This is a genomic window from uncultured Roseobacter sp. (genome assembly GCF_947495025.1).
Classification (GTDB): domain Bacteria; phylum Pseudomonadota; class Alphaproteobacteria; order Rhodobacterales; family Rhodobacteraceae; genus Roseobacter.
In genome coordinates, this window is record NZ_CANLXG010000002.1 from 506,283 (window position 1) to 530,027 (window position 23,745).

The 23,745-nt window shown below is 59.4% G+C and carries 28 protein-coding genes; 13 read left to right on the forward strand and 15 right to left on the reverse strand.

All coding sequences use genetic code 11. The features are described 5' to 3' along the window. Positions 1 to 66 precede the first annotated feature (66 nt). The 3 genes from Q0792_RS10590 (at position 67) to recR (ending at position 2,032) form a co-directional block, all read left to right on the forward strand. A complete protein-coding gene (locus Q0792_RS10590) occupies positions 67 to 411 on the forward strand; it encodes a YbaB/EbfC family nucleoid-associated protein (RefSeq protein WP_298839929.1) in 345 nt (114 codons plus the stop codon). A gap of 64 nt (positions 412 to 475) precedes the next feature. Beyond that, entirely contained in the window at positions 476 to 1,399 is a 924-nt protein-coding gene (locus tag Q0792_RS10595; protein ID WP_298839931.1) for a hypothetical protein, read from the forward strand. A gap of 39 nt (positions 1,400 to 1,438) precedes the next feature. Beyond that, complete coding sequence (recR, locus tag Q0792_RS10600; RefSeq protein ID WP_298839933.1) at positions 1,439 to 2,032, forward strand: recombination mediator RecR; 594 nt, start codon at positions 1,439 to 1,441, stop codon at positions 2,030 to 2,032. 13 nt (positions 2,033 to 2,045) lie between these two features. Here the strand turns inward: recR and Q0792_RS10605 are convergent, their stop codons facing one another. Further along, positions 2,046 to 2,588: a TetR/AcrR family transcriptional regulator gene (locus Q0792_RS10605; protein WP_298839934.1), complete on the reverse strand. Its 543-nt coding sequence runs from the start codon at positions 2,586 to 2,588 to the stop codon at positions 2,046 to 2,048. A 104-nt stretch (positions 2,589 to 2,692) separates the two neighbouring features. Between Q0792_RS10605 and Q0792_RS10610 the strand changes: the two genes are divergently transcribed. Both Q0792_RS10610 and Q0792_RS10615 read left to right on the forward strand, forming a co-directional pair. Further along, positions 2,693 to 3,313 carry a glutathione S-transferase gene (locus tag Q0792_RS10610; protein WP_298839936.1) on the forward strand — a complete coding sequence of 207 codons (621 nt, stop codon included), beginning with the start codon at positions 2,693 to 2,695 and terminating at the stop codon, positions 3,311 to 3,313. 10 nt (positions 3,314 to 3,323) lie between these two features. Further along, positions 3,324 to 4,004: a cupin domain-containing protein gene (locus Q0792_RS10615; RefSeq protein WP_298839938.1), complete on the forward strand. Its 681-nt coding sequence runs from the start codon at positions 3,324 to 3,326 to the stop codon at positions 4,002 to 4,004. A 97-nt stretch (positions 4,005 to 4,101) separates the two neighbouring features. Here the strand turns inward: Q0792_RS10615 and Q0792_RS10620 are convergent, their stop codons facing one another. Then, positions 4,102 to 4,878: a DUF1013 domain-containing protein gene (locus Q0792_RS10620; protein WP_298839939.1), complete on the reverse strand. Its 777-nt coding sequence runs from the start codon at positions 4,876 to 4,878 to the stop codon at positions 4,102 to 4,104. Positions 4,879 to 5,018: 140 nt separating this feature from the next. Between Q0792_RS10620 and Q0792_RS10625 the strand changes: the two genes are divergently transcribed. Both Q0792_RS10625 and Q0792_RS10630 read left to right on the forward strand, forming a co-directional pair. Next, positions 5,019 to 5,651 carry a ribonuclease T2 gene (locus Q0792_RS10625; RefSeq protein WP_298839941.1) on the forward strand — a complete coding sequence of 211 codons (633 nt, stop codon included), beginning with the start codon at positions 5,019 to 5,021 and terminating at the stop codon, positions 5,649 to 5,651. Continuing rightward, positions 5,648 to 5,935, forward strand: coding sequence for a hypothetical protein (locus tag Q0792_RS10630; protein WP_298839942.1), 288 nt, complete (start codon positions 5,648 to 5,650; stop codon positions 5,933 to 5,935). The genes Q0792_RS10625 and Q0792_RS10630 overlap by 4 nt, the downstream gene beginning before the upstream one ends. A gap of 20 nt (positions 5,936 to 5,955) precedes the next feature. Here the strand turns inward: Q0792_RS10630 and Q0792_RS10635 are convergent, their stop codons facing one another. Then, positions 5,956 to 6,939: an NAD(P)H-quinone oxidoreductase gene (locus Q0792_RS10635; RefSeq protein WP_298839944.1), complete on the reverse strand. Its 984-nt coding sequence runs from the start codon at positions 6,937 to 6,939 to the stop codon at positions 5,956 to 5,958. 74 nt (positions 6,940 to 7,013) lie between these two features. Continuing rightward, positions 7,014 to 7,712 (reverse strand): COQ9 family protein, encoded by a 699-nt coding sequence (locus Q0792_RS10640; RefSeq protein WP_298839946.1) that lies wholly within the window; start codon positions 7,710 to 7,712, stop codon positions 7,014 to 7,016. 115 nt (positions 7,713 to 7,827) lie between these two features. On the opposite strand from Q0792_RS10640, the gene rpsU reads away from it, so the two are divergent. Next, positions 7,828 to 8,034: a 30S ribosomal protein S21 gene (gene rpsU, locus Q0792_RS10645; RefSeq protein WP_008207378.1), complete on the forward strand. Its 207-nt coding sequence runs from the start codon at positions 7,828 to 7,830 to the stop codon at positions 8,032 to 8,034. 72 nt (positions 8,035 to 8,106) lie between these two features. Here rpsU and Q0792_RS10650 read toward each other — a convergent pair whose 3' ends face one another. Both Q0792_RS10650 and Q0792_RS10655 read right to left on the reverse strand, forming a co-directional pair. Then, positions 8,107 to 9,237, reverse strand: coding sequence for a hypothetical protein (locus Q0792_RS10650; protein WP_298839950.1), 1,131 nt, complete (start codon positions 9,235 to 9,237; stop codon positions 8,107 to 8,109). Between the two features lie 65 nt (positions 9,238 to 9,302). Then, positions 9,303 to 9,764 carry an Lrp/AsnC family transcriptional regulator gene (locus tag Q0792_RS10655; RefSeq protein WP_298839952.1) on the reverse strand — a complete coding sequence of 154 codons (462 nt, stop codon included), beginning with the start codon at positions 9,762 to 9,764 and terminating at the stop codon, positions 9,303 to 9,305. Between the two features lie 139 nt (positions 9,765 to 9,903). Between Q0792_RS10655 and ald the strand changes: the two genes are divergently transcribed. After that, complete coding sequence (gene ald / locus Q0792_RS10660) at positions 9,904 to 11,022, forward strand: alanine dehydrogenase (protein WP_298839954.1); 1,119 nt, start codon at positions 9,904 to 9,906, stop codon at positions 11,020 to 11,022. Here ald and Q0792_RS10665 read toward each other — a convergent pair. Further along, on the reverse strand, positions 11,002 to 11,919 hold the full coding sequence (locus Q0792_RS10665; protein WP_298839955.1) for a LysR family transcriptional regulator: 918 nt from the start codon (positions 11,917 to 11,919) through the stop codon (positions 11,002 to 11,004). The genes ald and Q0792_RS10665 overlap by 21 nt on opposite strands. Positions 11,920 to 12,007: 88 nt before the next feature. Between Q0792_RS10665 and Q0792_RS10670 the strand changes: the two genes are divergently transcribed. Together Q0792_RS10670 and Q0792_RS10675 are read left to right on the forward strand one after the other, a co-directional pair. Continuing rightward, positions 12,008 to 12,289, forward strand: a complete 282-nt coding sequence (locus Q0792_RS10670) for a DUF1330 domain-containing protein (protein WP_298839957.1) — start codon at positions 12,008 to 12,010, stop codon at positions 12,287 to 12,289. 203 nt (positions 12,290 to 12,492) lie between these two features. Further along, positions 12,493 to 13,737 (forward strand): peptidoglycan-binding domain-containing protein, encoded by a 1,245-nt coding sequence (locus Q0792_RS10675; RefSeq protein ID WP_298839959.1) that lies wholly within the window; start codon positions 12,493 to 12,495, stop codon positions 13,735 to 13,737. Positions 13,738 to 13,803: 66 nt separating this feature from the next. Here the strand turns inward: Q0792_RS10675 and mscL are convergent, their stop codons facing one another. After that, positions 13,804 to 14,232: a large conductance mechanosensitive channel protein MscL gene (mscL, locus tag Q0792_RS10680; protein ID WP_298839961.1), complete on the reverse strand. Its 429-nt coding sequence runs from the start codon at positions 14,230 to 14,232 to the stop codon at positions 13,804 to 13,806. A gap of 148 nt (positions 14,233 to 14,380) precedes the next feature. Here mscL and Q0792_RS10685 point away from each other — a divergent pair, with 148 nt between their 5' ends. Further along, complete coding sequence (locus Q0792_RS10685) at positions 14,381 to 15,085, forward strand: glutathione S-transferase N-terminal domain-containing protein (protein ID WP_298839963.1); 705 nt, start codon at positions 14,381 to 14,383, stop codon at positions 15,083 to 15,085. Between the two features lie 53 nt (positions 15,086 to 15,138). On the opposite strand, the gene Q0792_RS10690 is transcribed toward Q0792_RS10685, so the two are convergent. The 5 genes from Q0792_RS10690 to pheS form a co-directional block, all read right to left on the reverse strand. Further along, a complete protein-coding gene (locus Q0792_RS10690; RefSeq protein ID WP_298839965.1) occupies positions 15,139 to 15,588 on the reverse strand; it encodes a YtoQ family protein in 450 nt (149 codons plus the stop codon). A 27-nt stretch (positions 15,589 to 15,615) separates the two neighbouring features. Then, entirely contained in the window at positions 15,616 to 18,015 is a 2,400-nt protein-coding gene (gene pheT, locus Q0792_RS10695; RefSeq protein WP_298839966.1) for a phenylalanine--tRNA ligase subunit beta, read from the reverse strand. A 76-nt stretch (positions 18,016 to 18,091) separates the two neighbouring features. Further along, the gene (locus tag Q0792_RS10700; RefSeq protein WP_298839968.1) at positions 18,092 to 18,901 is read right to left on the reverse strand and encodes a polyhydroxybutyrate depolymerase; all 810 of its coding nucleotides are present in this window, start codon (positions 18,899 to 18,901) and stop codon (positions 18,092 to 18,094) included. 54 nt (positions 18,902 to 18,955) lie between these two features. Then, positions 18,956 to 19,729 (reverse strand): type 1 glutamine amidotransferase, encoded by a 774-nt coding sequence (locus tag Q0792_RS10705; protein ID WP_298839970.1) that lies wholly within the window; start codon positions 19,727 to 19,729, stop codon positions 18,956 to 18,958. A 40-nt stretch (positions 19,730 to 19,769) separates the two neighbouring features. Beyond that, positions 19,770 to 20,843 (reverse strand): phenylalanine--tRNA ligase subunit alpha, encoded by a 1,074-nt coding sequence (pheS, locus tag Q0792_RS10710; RefSeq protein ID WP_298839972.1) that lies wholly within the window; start codon positions 20,841 to 20,843, stop codon positions 19,770 to 19,772. A 338-nt stretch (positions 20,844 to 21,181) separates the two neighbouring features. On the opposite strand from pheS, the gene Q0792_RS10715 reads away from it, so the two are divergent. Further along, entirely contained in the window at positions 21,182 to 22,201 is a 1,020-nt protein-coding gene (locus Q0792_RS10715) for a LacI family DNA-binding transcriptional regulator (protein WP_298839973.1), read from the forward strand. A gap of 9 nt (positions 22,202 to 22,210) precedes the next feature. Here Q0792_RS10715 and Q0792_RS10720 read toward each other — a convergent pair whose 3' ends face one another. Both Q0792_RS10720 and Q0792_RS10725 read right to left on the reverse strand, forming a co-directional pair. Continuing rightward, positions 22,211 to 22,948 carry an amino acid ABC transporter ATP-binding protein gene (locus Q0792_RS10720; RefSeq protein ID WP_298839975.1) on the reverse strand — a complete coding sequence of 246 codons (738 nt, stop codon included), beginning with the start codon at positions 22,946 to 22,948 and terminating at the stop codon, positions 22,211 to 22,213. Continuing rightward, the gene (locus Q0792_RS10725; protein WP_298839977.1) at positions 22,935 to 23,744 is read right to left on the reverse strand and encodes an amino acid ABC transporter permease; all 810 of its coding nucleotides are present in this window, start codon (positions 23,742 to 23,744) and stop codon (positions 22,935 to 22,937) included. Before Q0792_RS10725 ends, Q0792_RS10720 begins: the two co-directional genes overlap by 14 nt. Between the last annotated feature and the right edge of the window lies 1 nt (position 23,745).

Genomic DNA, 23,745 nt, shown 5'->3' on the forward strand with positions numbered 1-23,745 from the left:
TCACTTGTTCGATGCGGCGACGACCGCATATACTGCAGATAACGCGACATCAAAAAGGACGATGCAATGTTCAAAGGACTAGGCGGGCTCGGCGACATGGCCGGCATGATGAAAAAAGCCCAGGAAATGCAGACCAAGATGGCGCAGATGCAGGAAGACATGCACAACATCATGGTCGAGGGGGCATCCGGCGCAGGCCTGGTCAAGGCGACCTGCTCGGCAAAGGGCGAGCTGAAGACACTGGACATTGACCCGTCGATTTTCAACAGCGACGACAAAGAAGTAGTCGAGGATCTGATCCTGGCGGCAATCAAAGACGCTCAGACCAAAGCCTCCGAGCGCGCGCAGGAAGAGATGGCCAGGCTGACCGAAGGCATGGGACTGCCGGCGGACATGAAGCTGCCATTCTGAGCGCGTGCGACCTGAGGCCATAAAAGACATCACGACACCGCCGCTATGGCGCGTTTTTGGTCTGGTGGCCAGTATCGCTACGACAGCTATGGCCGTCATCTACCTGTGGCTTGAATCTCAGGCCGGGGTACCGCTGTCAGACTGGGCGCTGGTTGTACTGGTCGTGATAAATGCTTTTGTTGTTTATGTTTTTGGCCTGCATATCTCGCGCGACCTTGCCGAGATGCTGCTGCACCTGCCCCGACCTGACTTTGTCGCCAGCCACCTGTCACTTCAGGACCGGGTCAACCGCATTATCGCGCACCCTCCTGCTGTCCTCGCCGGTCTGGTTTATGGCGGGGCACTGGGACTGGGTGCCTACACGATTGCACCGCATCAGACGAATGAAACCCTGCGTATTGCCTTCGGGCTGTTCATCTGTGCCGGCAGTTCCATGATCGGCTTTGGCTTTTGGGCTGTCTACCGCTACTGGCGCGGATTTCTGCGCGTGCTGCCGACGGTTCCGCTGGATATCCTGAACCTGTCCCAGGAGCCGGTGCCTGCGTTTCTGCGCTTTAACAGCCGCGTGGTACTTCTGTGCGCTTTTGTCGGATCTATGGCGATACTTGGTCTTGCACTGGCGGACTATAAAAGTACGCCTCCGATAATCATTTTCTCGATCTGTACGTTCCTGACCGTGGGAGCCACATATGCAGTACCAACCATCCCGCTTTCAAACCGGCTGAACCGGCTGAGGTCAGAAGAGCTGGATAAGATCGAAAGGCAGATCTCGCTGCACATCGCCGCCCTCACAGACCCTGACGTCAGTACGGAAGGCCTGAAGAAACTACATGAACTGCGCGAGGCGCAGAGCATCGTGTCCGGTATCAAGACCCTGCCGCCCGGGGGACAGATTTCGGTGTCCGCGACCGCCTTCGTCACCGCCTTGTCATTCCTGCCCGCAGGCATACAGTACATCCAGCAGATGATGGCAGTCCCTGTCCAGTAACCGTATCAGGCCGGCAGACAGGAGCAGGAACAGGCACAGATGAGCAGCACCAGAGATATCGACGCGCTGATTGAGCTGATGGCGAAGCTGCCGGGGCTTGGCCCGCGCTCTGCCCGACGGGCCGTTCTGCACCTGATCCGTAAGCGCAGCCTGCAGCTTATCCCGCTGGCCGACACAATGCGTGTGGTCGCCGAAACAGCCCGGGAATGTCTGAATTGCGGCAATGTCGGAACAACAGACGTCTGTGACATCTGCACATCGGAAAAACGGGCCAACGGCGAACTCTGTGTTGTCGAGGATGTTGCAGACCTCTGGGCCATGGAAAGATCAGGTGTTTTCAAGGGGCGTTACCACGTTCTGGGCGGTACACTGTCAGCGCTGGATGCTGTGGGCCCGGAGGAACTGCGCATTCCAAGGCTGATTGACCGGGTTGCGACCGAGGAAATCACAGAAGTGATCCTGGCGCTGAACGCCACAATAGACGGGCAGACAACATCTCACTATATCGCTGACCGGCTTGAAGGCAGCGTCAGGCTGACGTCACTGGCTCAGGGCGTGCCCATTGGTGGCGAACTCGACTACCTGGATGATGGAACAATCTCTGCAGCGATGCGGGCCCGGAAGTCTATCTGACAAAGTCCACTGATCAGAAACCGGACGTAACCCCGGCTGCTGCTGCATCAAATACCGAGAGATCATCCATGTTGTGGCTGAGCATCATCGCACCCTGAAGTGTCGCAAGAATATGGGCCGATCTGGCATGCGCGTCATGATCCGTCATATGCGCCGACAGCGAGCCTCTGAGCCAGGCCAGATTTTCCTCAAAGAATTCACGCACAGCCGATGAAACAGCTTCGGGCAGCCCGGACGTTTCTGCTCCCAGCATTCCGCAAAGGCAGATCGCATCAGAACTGGTCAGGGCGTCGCGATAGGTCCGGCAATAAGCCCGGATACGATCCTCTGGCGTCCTGGCAATCTCTGCCTGCGCATCAAGTGCCTCAAAAAAGCGCTTGCTGTAGCGGTCTACCAGCGCGACACCAAGGTCTTCCTTTTTGCGGAAGTGGTAATGCACGCTGGCGCTTTTGATCCCGAGCGCATCCGCAAGATCCCGAAAGCTTACAGCATTGTACCCGCCGGAACGCACACCGCGCTCGGCTTCATCCATCAGCAGTTCCCGCGTACCGGCCATTTCGTCCCCTGGTGGTCATCTACCTGCCATCAGATAGGCTTGACGGAGATGCAGGTCAACAGATACCACCTATCTATCACTAGGTAGTTAAAGGAATCACCGCTATGAAAATCTATGACTTCGAGGGCTTTCCGAACCCCGCCCGCATCCGAATTGCTCTTGCCGAGAAGGGTCTGACCGACGCGGTGGAATTCATCACAGTCGACGTTCCCGGCGGCGAGCATAAAACCGAAGCCTTCCGCGCCAAGAACCCGAGCGGCCTTGTCCCGGCACTTGAACTGGAGGACGGCACGATCATTTCGGAATGCACCGCAATCACAGAATACATAGACGGGATATCAGACAGCCCCGCACTTGCAGGCAGGACCCCCAGAGAACGGGCGGTAACCCACATGATGCAGCGCCGGGCAGAGGCTGAACTGCTGGATGCCGTGGGCGCCTATTTTCATCATGCAACACCGGGCCTCGGCCCCGATATCGAAACAAACCAGTGCGCTGAATGGGGACATATGCAGAAAGACCGTGCTCTGAACGGGATGCGCTATTTTGACAGCGTCCTTGCGGATCAGGCCTTTGTCGCGGGCGATGCGTTTTCGATGGCAGATATCACCGCGTTTGCCGGCCTTGCCTTTGCGGATTTTGCTCAGATCGAAGTGCCCGAAGACTGTGCTAACCTGATTGCATGGCGCCAGCGGGTTGCAAGCCGGCCCAGCATCGCAGGATAAGGACAGAACAATGGAACTCAACGCAGATTTCAGCAAACGCGCGGTTGTGCATGCTGCACAGATTCCCTGGAAACCATCGCCCATGGCGGGCGTGGACAGACGCATGCTGGACCGTATTGGCGATGAAGTCGCGCGGGCCACCTCGATTGTGCGCTATGCGCCCGGCAGCCATTTCTCGGCCCATACCCATACAGGCGGCGAGGAGTTCTTCGTGCTGGAAGGCGTTTTCCAGGACGAACACGGCGACTTTCCGGCGGGCACATACGTGCGCAATCCGCCGACGACCAGCCATACGCCCGGATCCCGGGAAGGGTGCGTGATCTTTGTCAAGCTCTGGCAGTTTGACATGCAGGACCGCAACCAGTTCCGGGTGGACACAAACGTCGACAGCTACACTGGAGTAGACGGCGCACCCGGGGTAACGCGGCTGGCACTGCACAGCGATGACAACGAAGACGTATGCACCGAGCACTGGGCGCCGGGCGCCCGCCTTTTGCTCGAGGCACCGGACGGGATGGAAGTGCTCGTTCTGAACGGCGGATTTGAAGAGTCTGGCGAGGCTTTCAGCAAGGACTCGTGGCTGCGCCTGCCCTGCGGGTCAGCTACAGACGCTGTTGCAGGTCCTGATGGCGCGAAAGTCTGGATAAAACGGCGGCACCTGGCCCGACCGCCTGTGGCGCCCGCGACCTGACTGAAGGGTTAAACCTCCGTCGCCGGCTCAGGAACCTGTCGAAAAAAAATCCCGGCGTCACAGGACGCCGGGCTTTTCATCATAACTGCTGGACGGCTCAGCCGCGCGAGGTGTCTTCTTCCTCGTCCTCATCCGAGCTGTCCGGCAGGTTAAAGAAGCTGTCGGCATCCGAGAAATCACCCGCAGAGGTTTTGTCTTCGTCATCTTCGTCTGCGTTTTCGCCAGACAGCGTAAAGGTCTCCAGCCCCTCAATTGCCGTCGGGATTTTCGGCTCTGCATCCATCCCGAGGCTCTGCTCAGTGCTCACCAGCTTGCGGCGTTCATCATCGCTCATCACAGGCGCATCCGCGGCCTTTTTGGCAGCGGCCTTCTGAACCACAGCATCCAGCTCAGACTGTTTGCACAGACCCAGTGCAACAGGATCGATCGGCTGGATGTTTGCAATGTTCCAGTGGGTGCGTTCGCGGATCGCCTGAATGGTCGGTTTTGTCGTCCCCACCAGTTTGCTGATCTGGCCATCGCTGAGCTCCGGGTGGAACTTTACCAGCCACAGGATAGACGCCGGACGATCCTGACGTTTGCTGAGCGGTGTATAGCGCGGGCCGCGGCGCTTCTGCTCGCCTTCGGCAGCAGCGTTATATTTCAGCTGAAGCCTGTGCAGTGGATTGGACTGGGCCGTATCGATCTCTTCCTGCGTCAGCTGGTTGTTGGCCACCGGGTCGAACCCTTTTACGCCCTGAGCGACGTCGCCGTCGGCAATCCCCTGCACTTCCAGTTCATGCATCCCGACAAAATCTGCGATCTGCTTGAAACTGATTGTCGTGTTGTCCACCAGCCAGACGGCGGTAGCCTTGGCCATGATCGGTTTTGCCATGTTTTTTCTCCTGCGAATCCACTTGTTGACCCACGTCTTTCCCATCGCCTGGAGGGGCGGTTCCGGAGGCCGGAACGGGTTACCATTGTGGGGGAACTTGCGGCGTATATAGTCGTCACAACGAGATAAGGAAAGACCCAATGCGCTGTCTGCTTTTCTGGCTGATGATCACGCTGGCGCCGGCCGCCGGTGCCCAGGACCGCTCCGGTGAATTTGACTACTACGTCATGTCGCTGAGCTGGTCACCCAACTGGTGCTCCCGCACGGGTGATGCGCGCGGGTCGCCGCAATGCGATCCCGGCAAAGGTCATGGTTGGATTCTGCACGGCCTCTGGCCCCAGTATGAACGGGGATATCCCGAGTACTGCAAAACGGCCGAGCGTCAGCCGTCGCGGCGCATGACCTCGGAAATGGCGGACATTATGGGCACTTCGGGCCTCGCGTGGCACCAGTGGAAGAAGCACGGAACCTGCTCGGGGCTGTCGGCGGCCGGATATTATGCTCTGTCGAGAGATGCCTACGGCACGGTCACGCGACCGGCTGTTTTTCGCAAACTGAACAAGGCTGTTCGTCTGCCCGCGTCCGTGGTCGAAGAGGCGTTTCTGCGCGACAACCCCGGGCTGAGCGCGGATATGATCACGATCACCTGCAAACAGGACCAGATCCAGGAGGCCCGAATATGTCTGGACCGCGACCTCGCACCACGCAGATGTGGCCCGGATGTTCTGCGCGACTGTTCCTCGCCCAGCGCCTTTTTTGACGCAATCAGATGAAAGGCTTTGCAGTCTTTACCGCAATCAACCTCGTGCTGCCGCTGGCCTTGCGTTACGGGCTGCTGTGGACAGGGTTCGGTCCGCTTCCGATGGTTTTTCTGTTCTGCGTCGCCATGATTTTTGCGCTCAATTATCTGGCAGCCCGCAGGTTCGCTGTCAGCAGGCGGATCATCTGGCCGCTGCAGGGGCTTAACCTCGCTGCCGCGTTCTTTCTGGGCACTTTTACTGTTTTCACAGCGCTGCCCGTGGTGCCCTTGCTCATACGCACTCTGCTGGGTATCTGATCTCCTCCCGGCAAGGCAGCTCAGCTGACCTTCAGAACGATTTTCCCGATGTGGCCCGAGCTTTCCATACGTGTATGCGCGGCAGCCGCTTCTTCCAGCGGAAATTCCTGATCCATTACAGGTGCCACCTTGCCCGCTTCGAGCAGCGGCCAGACGGCCTCACGCAGCTCCTGAGCAATCTGTGCCTTGGCAAGATCGCTTTGCGGGCGCAGGGTACTGCCGGTCATGGTCAGCCGGCGCGTCATCAGCTGCACAAAATTCACTTCTGCTTTCATCCCGCCCAGAAAGGCGATCTGTACAAGGCGCCCGTCATCTGCCAGCGCCCTGAGGTTGCGCGGGATGTAATCGCCGCCCACCATATCGAGGATAACGTCCGCACCACCCTCTGCGCGGATTTTTTCGACAAAATCGTCTTTGCGGTAATTGATCGCCAGTTCAGCGCCAAGCGCCCGGCAGGCCGCACATTTTTCATCACTGCCGGCGGTGGTAAAAACCCGCGCTCCAAAGGCGCGGCCCAGTTGTATCGCTGTCGTACCGATCCCGGACGACCCACCGTGCACCAGAAACCGTTCACCCGCCTTCAGCGCGCCCCGGCCAAAGACATTGGACCAGACGGTGAAGAACGTCTCTGGCAGACAGGCGGCCTCGCGCAGCCCCATGCCGGCGGGCACAGGCAGGCAGTGCGCCGCGGGTGTGGCCACGTATTCCGCATAACCGCCCCCCGGCAAAAGTGCACAGACCGCATCACCGACTGCCAGGCCGGACACGCCCTCGCCCAGTGCTGCAATTTCGCCCGACGCCTCTAGCCCGGGCAGGTCGCTGGCACCCGGCGGCGGGTTGTAAAGCCCTGCCCGTTGCAGCGCATCGGGCCGGTTGACCCCGGCATAGGCCACACGGATCACGACCTGGCCGTAGCCCGGTGCCGGCACGGGGCGTGTGGCAGGCCGGAGTACATCCGGACCGCCATGCTCAGAAATCTCGATCGCGCGCATTGTATCTGTCATTGAAACTGTCCTTCTGACTGACCGTTACGTATCAGCACCCGGTCTGGCAGAAAACCCGTGTGCCATGCCGGCGGTCAGTTATCCGGACTGGTCCAGCGGCCGGGCAGATCATCCCGCCGGGCGGCCTGCGGCGCGCGAATTTTTCCCAGAAAGTGACTGGGACCTGCCATCAGCCGGCTCAGCACCGGGCTTTTGCGCGCCTGTGCCTTGAGCTTTTCGATCTGCATCACATCGCCGATCCGGCGCTCCAGAAAGGCACGCGTTGCCATATGATCCGGACTGTCGTCCCCCAGCCAGTACAACACAGTCGCCGACCAGACGCCGCTCAGGGTTGCGCGTTTGGTGTACCAGTTCACATCGTCCGACGTGTCGCCCAGCGCCGTCCAGATGCTGTCTGCCGTCTCCCAGATGAGGCGCGCGCCATCGCCGGCATAGACCGGCAGCGCAAAAAGCGTTGTGCCCCGGCGCACGGCTTCCTTGTCCTCGGCCGCCTCGAGCCGGAACCATACCGCCTCGGTCACCCTGTCACGAAACCTCATATCCGACAGATCGGTCGCCGCCAGCCTGTCGCGCATGGCCTGGTCGCCCAGACGGTGAAAGGCGATCGCCAGATCAACCGACCCGCGCGGACAGACGGACCGGGCAGTTTCCGGCGAGAGCTCCGTATCGCGAATCGCAGCCTGAAATGTGGCTTCGGACCAGCCGTCAAAGGGTACATGCATCAGGGCGGCATCAAGCAGCTGCTGCTTTGCAGTCTCATAAGGTACTGTCATGTGGCAAACTCCCTGTGGCGGCGCACTGTGGTACTGGACAATATAGGTCCTCCTTGCTATATGCCCACTTCCTGCAAATCCTTGCAACTCAACTTAGAAAGGTGGTGAAAACCACATGCAGGTAAGTGTTCGCGACAACAACGTCGATCAGGCCCTTCGGGCTCTGAAGAAAAAGCTGCAGCGTGAAGGTGTCTTTCGCGAGATGAAGCTCAAGCAACATTTCGAGAAGCCATCCGAGAAAAAAGCGCGCGAGAAAGCTGAAGCGATCCGGCGTGCCCGTAAACTGGCACGCAAAAAAGCCCAGCGCGAAGGAATGCTCTGAGCACCTTCGCCTTGTGCGACCGGAATTGCCCCCGCGTGCTTCAGGCCGCGGGGGTTTTCTTTTGCCAATCCGTCAGACCACCTTGCCGATCGTGGGCTCCAGCCAGATCACACTCTGCTCATTTTTTCTGATCCACCCGGTCCATTCGATCGTCATTTTCTGCCCACCAACAGTTGTCGTGTTCACCTGCACCTCGTGTATGATGCTTTCCTCAAGCTGCACTGCTTCATCACGGTCCGTATCTTTTTCTTTCGACGTTCCGCGACGCTTCTCCAGTTTGCGCAACCGTTTCTGCGCCGCCTTCAGTGCACCACGGAGCGTATCAGGAGAGGGGTACCGCGCGCGTATCCGGTCGCGGTCTTCTCCATGTTCGTCAAATGAACGTGCGACCTCATCTGATGCAGCCGCACGGGCCTCCGCGCCCTGCTCCTCGCGCAGGGTTTCAATAACATATTTTGTCACGTTGTTCGGGACGGTCAGGTCGTCAAGCTTGTCCACATTCGCGTTCACACCATCAACGATATTGTCCCACATGGTCGCAGCACCTATCCCGACACTTGCATTCCAGCGACTGTTGAGCGCCTCTCTGCGAATGAGATTTGCGGCGGTTTCACCCATATTGTGTAACAGGATGTAAAACTGCAGCTGGTGCGAATAAACGCCGTGCCCCTGCCGGACGAAATCCTCAAACAGGTAAAGCTCTTCGCGCACGAGGCGGGTAAATGCCGCCGGTGGCACGAAACCGGTCAGGAAAACGCGGCGCTGATCTTCGGCATTGAGGTGCATTGCCAGCGATCTCGCAAGGGTCCGGCCGGTCTGTGCCATCTCGGAGGAAAGCTGCCGCAGTGCCTCGCGCAGATTGTCCCCGTCGCGCAGAATGTCCTGCGCGCGCCTGAAAAGACTGAGCCATTCTGCCTTGTCGTCCGCACCGCTCTGCGGGTTCACATTGTATTTGTCAGCAGCATAGATCGTGTTCAGATCCCGTACCCGCTGGACGACTTTCCCCTGGACGGTCCGATCCCCGCCGAAAGCTTTTGCCCGCTGCGCGATGCCCGCGAGGTACGCAGTTGCAGCCGACGACCCGGCCCTCGCAGCGAGGTCTCCCAGAAACGCACCGGGGTCAGCTCGTGCAGTGGCCTGCGGCCCTGCTGCGTTACCGCCCTGCGCCGGTTGTCCGGCAACCTGTGTCCGCCCGGCGTTCACATGTCATTCCTTTTGATGCTCCTGCAGGCTAGCAACAACTCTCCGGAACGCAACTTTGATCCCTGTCAGGCAACCGGCAGCGCCGTGGTCCTGAAAACGGTGCGCAGCGCGAAACTGGACTGCATCTGAGCGACACCCGGCAGGCGTGCCAGATACTGACGGTGGATGCGCGCGAAATCTTCGGTGTTCTCGGCAACGACCTTCAGCAGGTAATCTGCGGACCCGGCCATCAGATGACATTCCAGCACATCCGGAATGCGCGACACCGCCTTCTCAAACGCATCCAGCACCTCATCGGCCTGACCCTGCAGGGTGATTTCCACAAAGACAGTCGTCGGCACACCCATTTTCCGGGCATCCAGCAGAGCCACATAGTCTTTGATGTACTTCTCTTTTTCCAGACGCTGGACCCGGCGATGACAGGCCGACGGGGACAGGTTAACCGCCTCACTCAGATCAGAGTTCGACATCCGCCCCGATTTCTGAAGGGCGGCCAGTATCCGTTTATCCGTCGTATCCAGTGCCATCTGTGCAAGTATCTTCCATAATTTTGTCTGTTCTTCGAAGAGTATTCTTAGTTTGCACGCTAACGCGAGGCATAAATCGTTCCGTCTTGCGCCTTTGCGCCTGTATTTACCCTTCAGGTACGGATTTGGAGGAGATCCCATGATTATCGGTTGCCCGAAAGAGATCAAACCGCAGGAATTTCGCGTCGGGATGACGCCCAATGCCGCGCGCGAAGCTGTTGCACACGGACATGAGGTGCTGATCGAGACGCAGGCCGGCACAGGCGCCGGTTTCGAGGATGCGGATTACGTCGAGGCCGGTGCCGGCATCGCCGCCACAGCGCAGGACGTTTTTGCCCGCGCGGACATGATCGTTAAGGTCAAGGAACCTCAGGCCGGCGAGCGCAAGATGCTGCGCCAGGGTCAGGTTCTGTTCACCTATCTGCATCTGGCCCCCGACCCGGATCAGACCCACGATCTGCTTGCATCGGGGGCGACCTGTATCGCCTATGAGACCGTGACAGATGACCGCGGCGGGCTGCCGCTTCTGGCGCCTATGTCAGAGGTTGCGGGGCGTCTTGCACCACAGGTCGGCGCCTGGACGCTGCAAAAGGCAAACGGCGGCCGCGGCGTTCTGATGGGCGGCGTGCCGGGTGTCGGACCCGCCCGCGTTGTCGTTATCGGTGGTGGTGTCGTCGGCACGCATGCAGCCCGGATCGCCGCAGGCATGGGCGCGGACGTAACCGTTCTGGACCGCTCCCTGCCCCGCCTGCGTTATCTCGATGACGTCTTCAGCGGGCAGTTCCGTACCAGCTATGCCTCTGCCGGCAACACCATTGAACTTGCGCGCGCCGCAGACATGATCATTGGCGCGGTTCTGATCCCAGGAGCAGAAGCGCCGAAACTGATCAGCCGCGCGCAGCTGTCCGAACTGAAACCAGGTGCAGCACTTGTAGATGTTGCGATTGACCAGGGTGGCTGTTTTGAAACGTCGCGCGCCACCACGCACCAGGACCCGATCTATGATGTGGATGGCATCATGCACTACTGTGTTGCCAACATGCCGGGTGCCGTGGCGCGGACTTCGACCATAGCGCTGGGGAACGCCACCATGCCGTTTATGCTGTCACTGGCGGACAAGGGCTGGAAACAGGCCTGTCAGGACGACCCGCATCTGCTGAACGGTCTGAACGTCCACGATGGCAGGCTGACGTACTACGCAGTTGGCAAAGCACTCGGAATTGACGTGGTGGCACCATCACTTGTCGTGAAGGGCTGACGCACCCTCTCCGGGCCTGCGTCCTTCAAACAGAGGGCGCAGGCTCTGCAGTCGGGAGGCCGCAAATTCGGTAAATGTGACCACACGGCGCGTTCGCCGGAGATCAGCGTGGGTCAGGATCCACAAGGGACGATAGGGGATCAGCGGCACCCCCCACAAACGCTCGACGCCTGGTTCAGCGTCCCCCAGGAAACACGGCATACGCGTCGCACCGATGCTGGCGCGCACGCCCGCGAGCGCCGCATACATGTCGTCGACAGTCATCGCCACCCTTCGGTCTGGCCATGCCTGCCTGAGGGCATCAGGCGGCCCCGGCCAGTGCGCAAACCGGATCCAGTCAAGCGGCAGGGTCGGGTCGGCCCGCAGGCGATCGGCCTGCTCACGTCCGACATAGACCGCCGCTGACTGTTCGCTCACGCGTCGTCCAACCAGCGTTTCTGCCGGCGCCTCAGCAATCCTGAAGGCAACATCCGCCTCGTGCGCGGTCAGGTTAAGCTGCCTGTTCGCGGCCACGACTTTGAGTTCTATGTCCGGATATAGTGTGCGAAAATCTTTCAGGATCGGCGCCAGCGCGTGCTCTACCAGCAACTGGGGCGCGGTAATCGTCAGAGGGCCGCTCAACCGCTGATCTCTGGCACTCAGGCTGCGGCTGAGTTCATGGCCAACAGCCTCCATCTGCTCCGCCGCGCGGGCCGCTTCGAGGCCCGCATCAGTAGGCCGGTAACCTGCGGGGGAGCGGTCAAACAATCGCGCGCCCATGGCCTCTTCAGCGGCCGAAATCCGGCGTGACACGGTCGCGTGGTTAACCCGCAGCGCTCTGGCTGCGCCGCTCAGACCGCCATGTCGTACACATTCGAGCACATAGCGCAGATCGTTCCAGTCCATCATGCCGATCATTATTGCACAACCTATCTGCAGTGTTGAGCTGTTTTCGCACAGATAAGGCGCGGCTAACCTGAGGGAGCAAAATGAGAAAGGAACCGCTATGACCACCTACGCCGTTGCAACCCTGCGCATGAAAGACCCCGAAAGCATGGCCGCCTATCGCGAGAAAGCCGCGGAAGCGCTCGCGCGCCATGGGGGTAATATTGTCCAGGCTTCAACCGACCTGTCGCTGATCGAGGGAACCGGACCTCTTCCTGACGGCATCGCCGTGCTCAGCTTCCCCGACCGCGAAGCGGCCCACGCCTGGATCAGCGACCCCGACCTCACAGAAACACATGCCCTTCGCACAACCGGCGCAGACACGCAGATCACGCTTCTCTGAAACCCGGCGCCCGTACGAAGCCTGCCAGGAGGAGCATACCTTTCCGGTGTGTTCCTCCTTTTGTGTTTGTTCCCCGGCGGTTGCGTGCCACCCTCCCGGATGGTTCAGGCTGTATCATGCCAGTCGTCAAGAAATTCCGTGCCAGAACGCTCAGAATCGGGTTTAATCAGCCAATATAAGTTCATTTATTGCGGGAAATAACGATGAAACAACGTAACACAGTTTCCGCAGCGCTGGCCGCTGCCATGATGCTCACAACTTCCACTGCGATGGCAGATTCCAACCTTGGCGCGTTCGCCGTCGGTGCCGCTGTGGGAGCCATCGTCAATCAGCAGGTCAATAACAACAAGAAAAAGCAGCAGACTGTTCAGCGCCAGAACTATTCGAACAGCTATCAGCGCCAGCAGAACCGCGAAGTACAGTCTTCGCTGAACGCGTTCGGCTTCCCCGTCGGCGTTGTCGATGGATCGCTGGGCCGCAGGTCACGCACGGCCATCGCGAACTACCAGGCCTATATGGGCTATCCGGCGACGGGTTATCTCGAGGAATACCAGCGCATCGCTCTGGTCTCCAGCCACCAGCGGCTGCAGGCCGGTGGCGGCAGCGCCTATCCGCAGGTCGTGGCCAACGAAGGCACGCAGGGGCTGCTCAAGGCCTTTGCTGATCCGAACTATGCGGCCAGCCGCTATGGTGGCGCTGCACCGGCTGCACCGAATACAACAACTGCCGCGGCAGTTGCACCGCTGGCACCGCTGTCGCTGAGCGGCGCGCAATCCTCTGCATCGATGGTCAGTCACTGCAAGGTCGTGAACACGCAGACGCAGGCGAACGGCGTTATCCTCGCAAGCAACGTCACGAACCCCGATCAGGCACTGGGTGAACAGTTCTGTGACGCCCGCGCCGACGCGATCCGTCAGAGCGATCTGCTGCGCGCGTCCGTGGACCAGTCAGATGCCCAGTTGCGGGCAGGCTGCACGCAGATTTCCGATGCCATGTCACCCGCGATTTCCGAAATTGCGACACAGGGTGCCGCATCGGTGGCTGTGACAGCCCAGCAGACGGCAAATGCTCTGTTTAACGGCGACATGGCGACCGCAGCCGGGTACGGCAAAATCTGCCTTGGCCTTGGCTATCGCGAAGACGATGCAGCAATGGCGCTTGGTGCGGCGACTGTCATGCTTGCCACAGGTCAGGCGCCCTATGCTGAGTTTGTCGGACACCATGTGCGCTGGGGCTTTGGAACAGACGCACCACGTGGCTCATCACTGGGCTGGTATGACACGGCGCTGACCGCAATGGAGAATGGCGCAGAGCCTGCCGTACTGCCGGCCAAGAAACGCGCGCGTAATGCCGTTATCAGAGCCTCGATCAGTACAGTCGCTCCTGCACCCGTTCAGGCGCTGAGCGGCGGCGGCGCGCTTCCGGCACTGAACCTGAACAAAAACTGAGCCAGTCAGCAGGACAAAAAAAAGCCCGCAGCAGATTGCTGCGGGCCTTTTTTTTCGGCTCTGACCTCAGTCTTTTTTGGCCAGCGCGTCGCGGATTTCCAGCAGGACGTCCAGCTCGCTGGGGCCCTTGGGCTCCTCGGGCGCCGCTTCTTCCTTTTCTTCTGCAGCTTCCTTGATCCGGTTGACCATTTTCACCAGCAGAAAGACGACAAATGCAACAATCAGGAAGTTGATGATGGCCATAACGAATTTGCCAACAGCAAACACAGGCACGCCGGCTTCAGTTGCAGCTTCGATGGAAGCGAAAGTTTCATCGCCCAGAACATAGAACCAGCCCGAAAAATCGATACCGCCGGTAAACAGGGCGATGATCGGGTTGATCAGATCACCAACCAGAGAGGTGACGATCGCAGTAAAGGCCGCACCGATAATGATACCAACGGCCATGTCCATGACATTACCCTTGGCGATGAAATTCTTGAATTCGTTCAGCATTGCTGTCCCTCGCACAAGTTTCAGGCCCACAGTTTGCTGCAGTGCCCCCTGTGCGCGTGTTAACACATTACTGCGCGTGTACGAGACTGTTTTTAGGGGGAAAGAGGACTAGCTTTACCCCATAAACAACTCAGAGGAGACAGGCCCTATGGCTGATCTGTCCACATTCCCGATCAACAACAGGTGGCCAGCGCAGGATCCCACCGTACTGCAGCTCTATTCTTTCCCGACCCCGAATGGCGTGAAAGTGTCTATTGCACTGGAAGAAATGGGTATTCCCTACGAGGCGCACACGGTGACCCTGTCTGATTCAGACGTCAAAAGCCCGGAATTCCTGTCACTCAACCCAAACAATAAGATCCCCGCGATCATCGACCCTGATGGCCCTGGCGGAGAACCGCTGAAACTCTTCGAAAGCGGTGCGATCCTGATCTACCTGGCCGAGAAGTCAGGCAAGCTGATGGGCAGCAATGCAGCCGAGAAAGCCCGCATCATCCAGTGGGTGATGTTCCAGATGGGCGGGCTGGGCCCGATGCTGGGGCAGCTTGGTTTCTTCTGGAAATTCGCAGGCTCGGAGTATGAGGACAAGCGTCCGCAGGAGCGCTACGTTAACGAAGCAAAACGCCTGCTTGGCGTTCTGGACCGGGAACTGGAGGGCAAGGAGTGGATCGCAGGCGATTTCTCCATTGCAGATATCGCAATTGCGCCATGGATAAACGCGCTGGACTTCTACGGCGCCAAAGATGCCGTGGGCTATTCAGATTTCGCGAACGTTGTGGCCTACCGCGACAGGTTCTACGCGCGACCCGCCGTGGACAAAGCCAAAAACATACCGCCGCGCACGCCGGCATAAATCAAAACGGCGGGTCAGTGACCCGCCGTTTTTCATTCCGTTTCTGAACCTTTTCAGACCGGAAGTTTTCCGGTCAGCACATAGCGCAGAATTTCGACAACCTGCCGCGGCTCTTCAGCAACTGCCAGTGCGGCCGCATCCACCTCCTTGAGCGGATGTGCATGTTCGGGGCCATGCAGAACGATCAGCGACTTGCCCAGCGCAGAGGCATAGCCCGCATCAAAGGCTGCATTCCACTGTTTGTATTTTTCGCCAAAACGCACGACAACCACATCCGCATCGGTAATGCCCTTGCGTGTGCGGATGGCATTGACCATAGCGCCCTTGTGGTCGTGCCAGTATTTGTTCTCCTCGGCACCCAGGATGGCCACGCCACAGTCATCACTGGCATCGTGGTCGGTGACGGGGCTGTCAAAGCTCACATCGAGCCCGGAAGCACCGTCGACGATCTGCTCACGCCAGTCTGTATGAATTTCGCCTGCCAGATATACTTTCAGTGTCATGTTACAGTCCTTTCAGAGGTTCCGGCGTCAGCCCCGCAGGCTGCCACCGCTGGCTTTGGTCACCTTTTCGACGACCCGGGCACTTACCGCCTCAATGTCTTTTTCGGTCAGTGTCTGATCTTTCGGCTGCATCCGCACGGTCAGGGCCAGAGACTTCTTACCTTCACCAAGACTTCCACCGATGAATTCATCGAATATCCGCACATCTGCAATCAGCGCCTTGTCCGCCCCCATGGCGGCATTGATCAATGTAAGCGCCTCAACGCCCGCATCCACAACAAAGGCAAAATCACGTTCGACCGCCTGCAGATCGCTGATCTCAAGGGCCGCACGCGTCGCGCCGGCCTTTCGTGGCATCGGCACCTCGGCAGGCCAGACCGTAAAGGCCATTGCCGGACCTTTCACATCCATCGCCTCCAGCACACGCGGGTGCACCTCGCCAAAGACACCAAGCACCTTTTTGGGGCCAAGGCAGATCACGCCATGCCGTCCGGGATGCCACCAGCCAGCGCCGTTGCGCATGATCTGAACCCGCGCCGGCGCACCGATTGCCGCGAGAACCGCCTCGACATCGGCCTTGACGTCAAAGACATCCACAGCCCGGTCAGAGCCATGCACATCCTTCGGTCCGTTCCGTCCGATCAGCAGACCGGAAACCTGCAGATGCTGTTCCCCGGGTTCACCGCCGCTGAACGCCGGGCCAACCTCAAAGAGCGCCATATCCGCAAAGCCCCGCGCCTGGTTACGCGCAGCGGCCTGAAGCAGTCCGGGCAGCAGATGAGGGCGCATATGGCTCATATCCGAACTGATCGGGTTCTCGAGCCGCGTGGCTTCGTCTCCGCCACCAAACAACGCAGCAGAAGCGACATCAATAAAGCTGTATGTCACGCATTCGTTGTAGCCAAGCGCAGCACATGTCCGTCGCGCGACCGCTTCACGCCGCTGCATCGGCAGCAGCACAGGTTTCGGAACACCTTCTGTAAGGCGCGGCAGCGGTTTGCCCTGAAGCTTTGTCAGAGACGCGATCCGCGCCACTTCTTCCACAAGATCCGCCTCGCCCTGTACATCCGGCCGCCAGCTGGGCACGTGAGCCATATTGCCTTCCAGGATAAAGCCCAGAGATGTCAGTGTCTGGCGCTGCTCACTTTCGGGAATATCCATACCGACCAGGGACTGAACGCGGGCGGCATCAAGCCGGTACGCCCTCGACGTATCAGGAATTTTCCCTGCCACGATCACCTCTGATGCCTCGCCCCCGGCATGATCGAGGATCATACGCGTGGCATGCTCAATACCATAGGGCGTCCATTCGGGATCGATTCCGCGCTCAAAGCGATAGCGCGCGTCCGAATTAATTTTGAGCGCGCGACCTGTATAGGCCGTGCGCACCGGGTCAAAGTAGGCCGCCTCAAGGAAAACGTTCACCGTTTCTTCCGTACAGCCGGACGCCATGCCACCCATGATACCGCCGATGCTTTCGACACCGTCGGCGTCAGAGATCAGGGTCATGCCTTCTGAAAAGGTGTACTCTTTCTCGTCCAGCGCCAGCAGCGTTTCACCACCCTGGGCGCGGTGAACCCGCAACGCATTGCCCGCAATCTTGTCGGCATCAAAAACGTGCAGCGGACGGTTTCGGTCGTAGGTGAAAAAATTGGTCACATCCACGAGAAAACTGATCGGGCGCAGACCGATGGCCCGCAGAGTATCCTGCAGCCATGCCGGGCTTGGGCCGTTCTTTACGCCCCGGATAACGCGCCCGTAGAAAACCGGACACTGATCCAGCGTATCGCCCTCGATCGTGACACTGACCGGGCAGGGAAAAGCGCCCTCGGTTGCATCAACATCGCGTTTTCTCAGAGTCCCGACACCGCGCGCGGCAAGATCGCGCGCAATGCCCCGCACGCCGAGCGCATCGGGACGGTTGGGCGTAATGGCGATTTCGATCACTGGATCGACCTTGGCCGGATCATTCGCTGCCAGCCAGTCGACAAAGGACTGCCCGACCTCGCCCGAAGGAAGCTCAATGATGCCATCATGCTCATCGGACAGCTCCAGCTCTCGCTCGGACGCCATCATGCCAAAGCTCTCGATGCCACGGATTTTGCCGACGCCGATAGTCGTGTCGATGCCCGGCACATAGACGCCGGGTTTCGCGACGACGACCGTGATCCCCTGCCGGGCATTGGGTGCGCCGCAGATGATCTGTTTCTGGCCCTCGTCCGTGTCCACCTGACAGACACGCAGGCGGTCTGCATCGGGATGCTTCTCAGCAGACGCCACATATCCCAGAGTAAAATCCTTCAGCCGCGCGGCGCGGTCCTCGACACCTTCGACCTCGAGGCCGAGGTCTGTCAGCGCGTAAAGGATCTCATCCAGGGTGGCTGTCGTATCCAGATGGTCTTTGAGCCAGGAAAGCGTGAATTTCATGAGGTATCCGCCGGGTCTTTGGGTGTCCGCGTCCTGATAGACCAAAGCGGGGCGGGGGAAAACCCATAGCAGTGTTTCAGGGATAGCTGTAGGGCAGACCCAGTATCTGATCCAGCTGGCGGGCGATCCAGCCGTGCGGAATAAAATGCCCGCCAGGGTGAATATCAAGGCTGACACTGCCACCGTCACAATCCCATGTCGTGCGCCGGAATGTCAGAAAGTCGCGGGCATTCCAGGGGCCTTCCGGCGTGCCGGCGCCGCATCCGAATTTCTCACGCCACAGATAGACAGGATATTCGGTGTCCCCGCCCGGCCCGAAGGGGAAATCAAGGACCTGATCGTTCAGTCCATATACCTGACGCACCTGGCCTGGCGCGGTTGCGCAGTCCTCAGCCTGGGACAGGGTGCCGGAGATCGCCAGAAGCGCTGCGACATCCGCGCCGTCCTCGCAGACAAACCGCCATGCCATATTGCTCCCCCAGGAATATCCGGAGACAAATATCTGCCCGTCAATGACCGGATAAGTTTTGCGCACGTCTTCAAGAACGGCGCGTGCAAAGGCCACATCGGGCGTACCTGCCCGCCAGAAATCCCAGCTGCGGCCCAGGCCGTTGGGCGCCACAAGCAGGACGCCGCGCCGCCGTGTGGCGCCGGAAATACGCTGATGCCGGACGATCAGACTGCCCTGACGCTGCCATCCATGAAAATGCAGCAGCACCGGCATCGGCGTTACGCCATCCCAGTCGTCAGGCAGTTTTACGTGATAGCTGCGGTCACCGATCCTGCAGGGCGTCTGGTCCGTACAGGCGTCCTGCGTCGGCCCCATGGCAAATACAGCATATGTCTGGAAAAACAGAGAGGAAAGGACGAGAAAAAGCAGCTTCATGGGGTGCACTCTAGCGCGGCGACAGGTGGTGTCACCTCACAAGATGATGAGGGTTCAGAGGCTGCGTATCCAGTTGCGAATTTCCGTCAGACGCGTTTCTGACTGCATGTCCGAAAAACGCACGCCCAGGCGGTCTGAAGCTGCAGGGTCCTGATCCGCCGACATCAGATCATCCGCTTCTGCGTTGGGAAGCAGTTCCCAGTCACGCACGCGGGCGCCGATGAATGCGAGGCTGTACTCCGGGTGGTATTGCATACCCCAGAAACGAACACCTTCGCGCTCATACGCCATGGCCTGCACCGGTGAATGGTTGTTCGATGCCAGAACTGTTGCGCCCTCGGGCACACGAACAACTTCGTCGCGATGCACACAGGGCACTGCATAGCCATCACTCCGCCCCTCCAGAAGCGGGTGTCGCCGCCCTTCCGGTGTCAGCCTTATGTTACGGGCCAGCCCGTCTTCCCGACCGCTGGGGGATGGCTGAGACGCACCACCCAGAACCGAGGCCGCGAGCTGAAAGCCGTTGCAGGATCCAAGACACGGAACACCCGCCGCAAAGACAGTGCGCATGGCGATTGCAAGAGGTTCAGCCCGGGCGTCGTCTGTTGTCCAGTCTACCGCTGATCCCGTGAACACCGCACCGTCCAGACCGCCCAGCTCTGGCAGTGGCTCGCCATCATAGGGCGCAACGATGGTGACATGGCACGAAGGCGCAACGGCGCGCAGTGCAGATGCATAGCCCTCTCCTGTGGTCTCGCCATATGTCGCGCGTTTCTTTGCATTGATCTCTGCGGGATCGTTGTCAACGACCACAATCTTCAGCGCCATGTGCCGGGTGCTCTCAGTTGCCGTCGCGCGCGCAGACCGGTCAGCGGTTCAGGCCACCATGCAGTGTCGGCTGATCGAGGCTGGCAAAGCCATAGTGGCGGAGCCAGCGCAGGTCGCTGTCAAAGAATGCCCGCAGGTCGGGCACACCATATTTCAGCATTGCGATCCGGTCGATCCCCATACCAAAGGCAAAGCCCTGCCACTCATAGGGGTCGATTCCACCAGCTTTCAGTACCTTGGGATGCACCATGCCGGAGCCCAGCACCTCCATCCAGTCATCACCTTCACCGATGCGCAGCTGCCCGTCGATCCATGAACACTGGATATCAACCTCTGCAGAGGGCTCGGTAAAGGGAAAGTGCGATGCGCGGAAACGTGTCCTGATCCCTTCGATACCGAAGAATGCTGAAAAGAATTCTTCAAGCACCCACTTCAGGTTCGCCATAGAGATGTCTTTGTCGATCGCCAGACCTTCGACCTGGTGAAACATCGGTGTGTGGGTCTGGTCGTAGTCGGCACGATACACACCGCCCGGACAAATGATCCGCAACGGCGCGCCGCGCTCTTCCATCGTGCGGATCTGTACAGGCGACGTATGGGTGCGCAGAACGTGCGGCGGACGGTTATCGCCCTCGGCGCGGGCCATATAGAACGTATCCATTTCAGCGCGCGCGGGGTGATGGCCGGGAATGTTCAGAGCATCGAAATTATACCAGTCGGTATCTATGCGCGGACCCTCGGCGACAGAAAATCCCATCTCTCCGAAAATTGCAGTAACTTCCTCTGTCACCTGGCTGACCGGATGGATGGTACCGGTACGGCGGGTGCGCGCAGGCAGCGTTACATCAAGCCATTCGGTGCGCAGACGCTCGTCGAGTGCGGCATCAGCAAGGCCTGCCTTGCGCGCGGCAAGCGCCGAATTGATCTCGTTTTTGAGCGCGTTCAGCGCGGGGCCGGCCACCTGACGTTCTTCAGGTGTCATCTTGCCCAGCTCACGCATTTTGAGCGAGATTTCACCCTTTTTTCCGACGGCTTCCAAACGGATCGCTTCCAGCGCGTTCTCGTCTTCGGCCCCGGCAATACGGGTGAGATATTTGTGCTTGAGATCGTCCATCTCTGCCTCGTTCTTCGGTCTTCGCCGGTGCTAGCAGAATGATCACTGATTGCAAGGGCGCGCTGGCGCACCGGCTCGTGGCGCGCCGGAACGCAGCCGGCAGAGAAATGAGGTAATTACTTCATTTTTGATCTACCCTCAGGCCTGTTTATATGGGCATGATCAACCTGAATGCGTAATTGAACGAACCATTTTACCAGATATACGCATTAACCTCATTTTATGACTTTTGTAGCTCAGACAAGCCATGATAGCGGTTACAAAACACAAATGCCGGTGAAAGGAGTTTCGCAGCCAGCGGGCTGCAATCTGCCAAAGGCCGGAGACAGGGAGCATTTATGGTCAGCCGGAAGAGGGCGCGCATCAGCGATATTATGAGAATGACGGGGCTGTCGCGGTCCACCATTGATCGCGTGCTGAACGAGCGCCCGGGCGTCAAGGAAAAGACCCGCAGACAGATTGAACAGGCGATCGCAGAGCTTGGATATGCGCCAAGCTCACTGTCCCTGCACCAGACAGCCCGGAATGCGCGCATCGAAGTTTTCCTGCCCGAGGGCACAAATCCGTTCTTCTCTCACCTGCGCAAGGGGATCGATGCTGCGGTCAGCGCTGCCACCGAACATGGTGTCGACCTGAGGATCAGCGGTTTTGATCCGTACCGCCCGGAAACCATGGTCGAGCGACTGAGCGCGGTGAACAATCAAACAACGGCCGTGATCACCGTCGGCGTGGACAATCACGAGGCCGGCCTGGCCATCAACAACCTCGCGGACCGGGGCATTCGCGTTGTCACGATTGTATCGGATGTTCCAATGTCCCGGCGCTCGGCCTATGTGGGCCAGGATAATTTCGCCGCCGGGCGGACAGCGGGACAACTCATGGCTGACCTTGTGCCCTCCGGTCGCGGGCGCGTTGCGGTGCTGATCGGACACCCGCAGTTCCGCCACCTGCTGGACAGGCAGTCCGGTTTTCAGCAGGCACTTGCCATCAACCGGCCGGAACTCGCGGTTCAGGCATGCCATCCCTATGGCGCGGACCCGTCGCAGGCCGAAGCAATTGTGCGGGATCTGATGGCAGACCGCCGCAACCTTCGTGGTGTCTATATTGCCGGTGGCGGACAGCCCTACCTGATCGATGCATTGCGGGTGACCACCGGAACGCAGCCGGTTGTGATCGGGCACGAGGTCTCGGAAGCAAGCCGTACAGCACTGCGCAACGGCACGTACCGGCTCGTTGTGGCCCATGACGTGGATGAACTTGGCAAGAAAGCTGTCAGCACAGCACTGGACCGGAACATTGTCGGCGCGCAGGCCTGCGGCGTGAATATTTTTATCGCCGAGAACCTGCCCGCTGCATAAGCTGCCTGCCTAACGCAGTACAGACCGCAGAAACTCCTGCGTTCGTGTCACACGTGGTGCCGTGAATATCTGCTCGGGAGGGCCCTCCTCAACGATCACCCCACCATCCATAAAGCACACACGGTCCGCCAGTTCACGCGCAAAGCCCATCTCGTGAGTGGCCAGCAACATCGTCATCCCCTCACTGCGCAGGTGACGCAGGACTGCCAGAACCTCTCCCACCAGTTCCGGGTCCAGCGCTGCCGTGATTTCGTCAAAAAGCATAATCTCGGGTCGCATGGCCAGCGCGCGGATCACGGCAACCCGCTGCTGTTGCCCGCCGGAAAGTTGGTCAGGGTATTTCTGCATATGGGCGGCCAGTCCGAAACGCTCAAAGAGCTCTGTGGCGCGTGTTTCGAGTGCGCCGCCCTGTTCGTGCAGAACCCGGCGCGGTGCGAGCAGCACATTTTCCAGCGCCGACATATGCGGAAACAGATTGTAGGACTGAAAAACGATCCCGATACGCCGGCGGACAGGGCCGAGATCAATCCCCGGTTCCGAAATGTCCTGCCCTTCGAGCAGCACGGCCCCTTCATCAATCGTCTCAAGCTGGTTGATGCAACGCAGCAGCGTGGATTTGCCGGAACCCGACGCGCCGATCAGGCAGATCATCTCACCCTCCGCCACATCAAGGTCGATACCACGCAGAACGTGATTGTCGCCAAAAGACTTCTGAATGCCGCGACAGGAGAGTTTAGCTTCTGGCATCGCGGTCCCGGTTCAGCAGGTAATCGGCGTATCGCGTCGCGGGCACTGTCACGAGCAGAAAAATCACCGCCGCAACCACATATGGTGTGAAGTTTGCCAGCAGGCTTTTGTAGATGCCAGCCTGGCGCAGAATTTCAACCGGTCCGATGAACGACAACAGGGCGACGTCCTTCTGCAGCGCCACCAGCATGTTCATGTTTGCCGGAACCACACGGCGGATCGCCTGCGGCAGGATCACGTAGCGCATGGTGTCCCGCTCGCTGAGGCCCAGGCATATGGCTGCATTGCGCTGGCTGGCGTGGATGCTTTCAATACCCGACCGCAGCACCTCGGCGACATAGGCCGAATATGTCAGTACCAGCGCAACGGTTCCCCAGATATAGGGGCTGTTCCAGGGGCGCGGCAGGCCCAGACCGGGAATGCCGAAACCGATGAGATAGATCGTCAGAACCACAGGCACGCCGCGAAAGATGTCCACGTAGACCGCACCGAATATCCGCAGAGGAAAAAGAGCGGGCGACCGCGCACCCCGCGCAAGTGCAATGGCCAGCCCCAGGCCCATAATAAGCGGCACTGACCATGCAAAGATCATGATGTCGATCATGAAGGCCCTGAGCAGCGTCGGAAACGTTTCGGCAAAGACCTGTCCGTCGAAGAAGCTCGCCCTGACCGCAGGCCAGCCAGGAGCCAGTGGTACCAGCAGGATTATGGCCGCAACGACCACAAAGGTGCTGACGCCTGCAACGGTCAGCGAACGGCGCCGCTGCGCCGCCTCATATGCCTGCCTGCGGTTCATC

What these genes read in the sequence shown, in the direction of transcription:
- Q0792_RS10700 (WP_298839968.1), bottom strand. Translation starts at nt 18,901, where the DNA reads ATGAAGCTGCTTTTTCTCGTCCTTTCCTCTCTGTTTTTCCAGACATAT.
- Q0792_RS10590 (WP_298839929.1), top strand. Translation starts at nt 67, where the DNA reads ATGTTCAAAGGACTAGGCGGGCTCGGCGACATGGCCGGCATGATGAAA.
- pheT (WP_298839966.1), bottom strand. Translation starts at nt 18,015, where the DNA reads ATGAAATTCACGCTTTCCTGGCTCAAAGACCATCTGGATACGACAGCC.
- rpsU (WP_008207378.1), top strand. Translation starts at nt 7,828, where the DNA reads ATGCAGGTAAGTGTTCGCGACAACAACGTCGATCAGGCCCTTCGGGCT.
- Q0792_RS10675 (WP_298839959.1), top strand. Translation starts at nt 12,493, where the DNA reads ATGAAACAACGTAACACAGTTTCCGCAGCGCTGGCCGCTGCCATGATG.
- Q0792_RS10630 (WP_298839942.1), top strand. Translation starts at nt 5,648, where the DNA reads ATGAAAGGCTTTGCAGTCTTTACCGCAATCAACCTCGTGCTGCCGCTG.
- mscL (WP_298839961.1), bottom strand. Translation starts at nt 14,232, where the DNA reads ATGCTGAACGAATTCAAGAATTTCATCGCCAAGGGTAATGTCATGGAC.
- pheS (WP_298839972.1), bottom strand. Translation starts at nt 20,843, where the DNA reads ATGGACGATCTCAAGCACAAATATCTCACCCGTATTGCCGGGGCCGAA.
- Q0792_RS10690 (WP_298839965.1), bottom strand. Translation starts at nt 15,588, where the DNA reads ATGACACTGAAAGTATATCTGGCAGGCGAAATTCATACAGACTGGCGT.
- ald (WP_298839954.1), top strand. Translation starts at nt 9,904, where the DNA reads ATGATTATCGGTTGCCCGAAAGAGATCAAACCGCAGGAATTTCGCGTC.
- Q0792_RS10610 (WP_298839936.1), top strand. Translation starts at nt 2,693, where the DNA reads ATGAAAATCTATGACTTCGAGGGCTTTCCGAACCCCGCCCGCATCCGA.
- Q0792_RS10715 (WP_298839973.1), top strand. Translation starts at nt 21,182, where the DNA reads ATGGTCAGCCGGAAGAGGGCGCGCATCAGCGATATTATGAGAATGACG.
- recR (WP_298839933.1), top strand. Translation starts at nt 1,439, where the DNA reads ATGAGCAGCACCAGAGATATCGACGCGCTGATTGAGCTGATGGCGAAG.
- Q0792_RS10640 (WP_298839946.1), bottom strand. Translation starts at nt 7,712, where the DNA reads ATGACAGTACCTTATGAGACTGCAAAGCAGCAGCTGCTTGATGCCGCC.
- Q0792_RS10615 (WP_298839938.1), top strand. Translation starts at nt 3,324, where the DNA reads ATGGAACTCAACGCAGATTTCAGCAAACGCGCGGTTGTGCATGCTGCA.
- Q0792_RS10725 (WP_298839977.1), bottom strand. Translation starts at nt 23,744, where the DNA reads ATGAACCGCAGGCAGGCATATGAGGCGGCGCAGCGGCGCCGTTCGCTG.
- Q0792_RS10620 (WP_298839939.1), bottom strand. Translation starts at nt 4,878, where the DNA reads ATGGCAAAACCGATCATGGCCAAGGCTACCGCCGTCTGGCTGGTGGAC.
- Q0792_RS10625 (WP_298839941.1), top strand. Translation starts at nt 5,019, where the DNA reads ATGCGCTGTCTGCTTTTCTGGCTGATGATCACGCTGGCGCCGGCCGCC.
- Q0792_RS10605 (WP_298839934.1), bottom strand. Translation starts at nt 2,588, where the DNA reads ATGGCCGGTACGCGGGAACTGCTGATGGATGAAGCCGAGCGCGGTGTG.
- Q0792_RS10685 (WP_298839963.1), top strand. Translation starts at nt 14,381, where the DNA reads ATGGCTGATCTGTCCACATTCCCGATCAACAACAGGTGGCCAGCGCAG.
- Q0792_RS10720 (WP_298839975.1), bottom strand. Translation starts at nt 22,948, where the DNA reads ATGCCAGAAGCTAAACTCTCCTGTCGCGGCATTCAGAAGTCTTTTGGC.
- Q0792_RS10670 (WP_298839957.1), top strand. Translation starts at nt 12,008, where the DNA reads ATGACCACCTACGCCGTTGCAACCCTGCGCATGAAAGACCCCGAAAGC.
- Q0792_RS10655 (WP_298839952.1), bottom strand. Translation starts at nt 9,764, where the DNA reads ATGGCACTGGATACGACGGATAAACGGATACTGGCCGCCCTTCAGAAA.
- Q0792_RS10635 (WP_298839944.1), bottom strand. Translation starts at nt 6,939, where the DNA reads ATGACAGATACAATGCGCGCGATCGAGATTTCTGAGCATGGCGGTCCG.
- Q0792_RS10705 (WP_298839970.1), bottom strand. Translation starts at nt 19,729, where the DNA reads ATGGCGCTGAAGATTGTGGTCGTTGACAACGATCCCGCAGAGATCAAT.
- Q0792_RS10665 (WP_298839955.1), bottom strand. Translation starts at nt 11,919, where the DNA reads ATGATCGGCATGATGGACTGGAACGATCTGCGCTATGTGCTCGAATGT.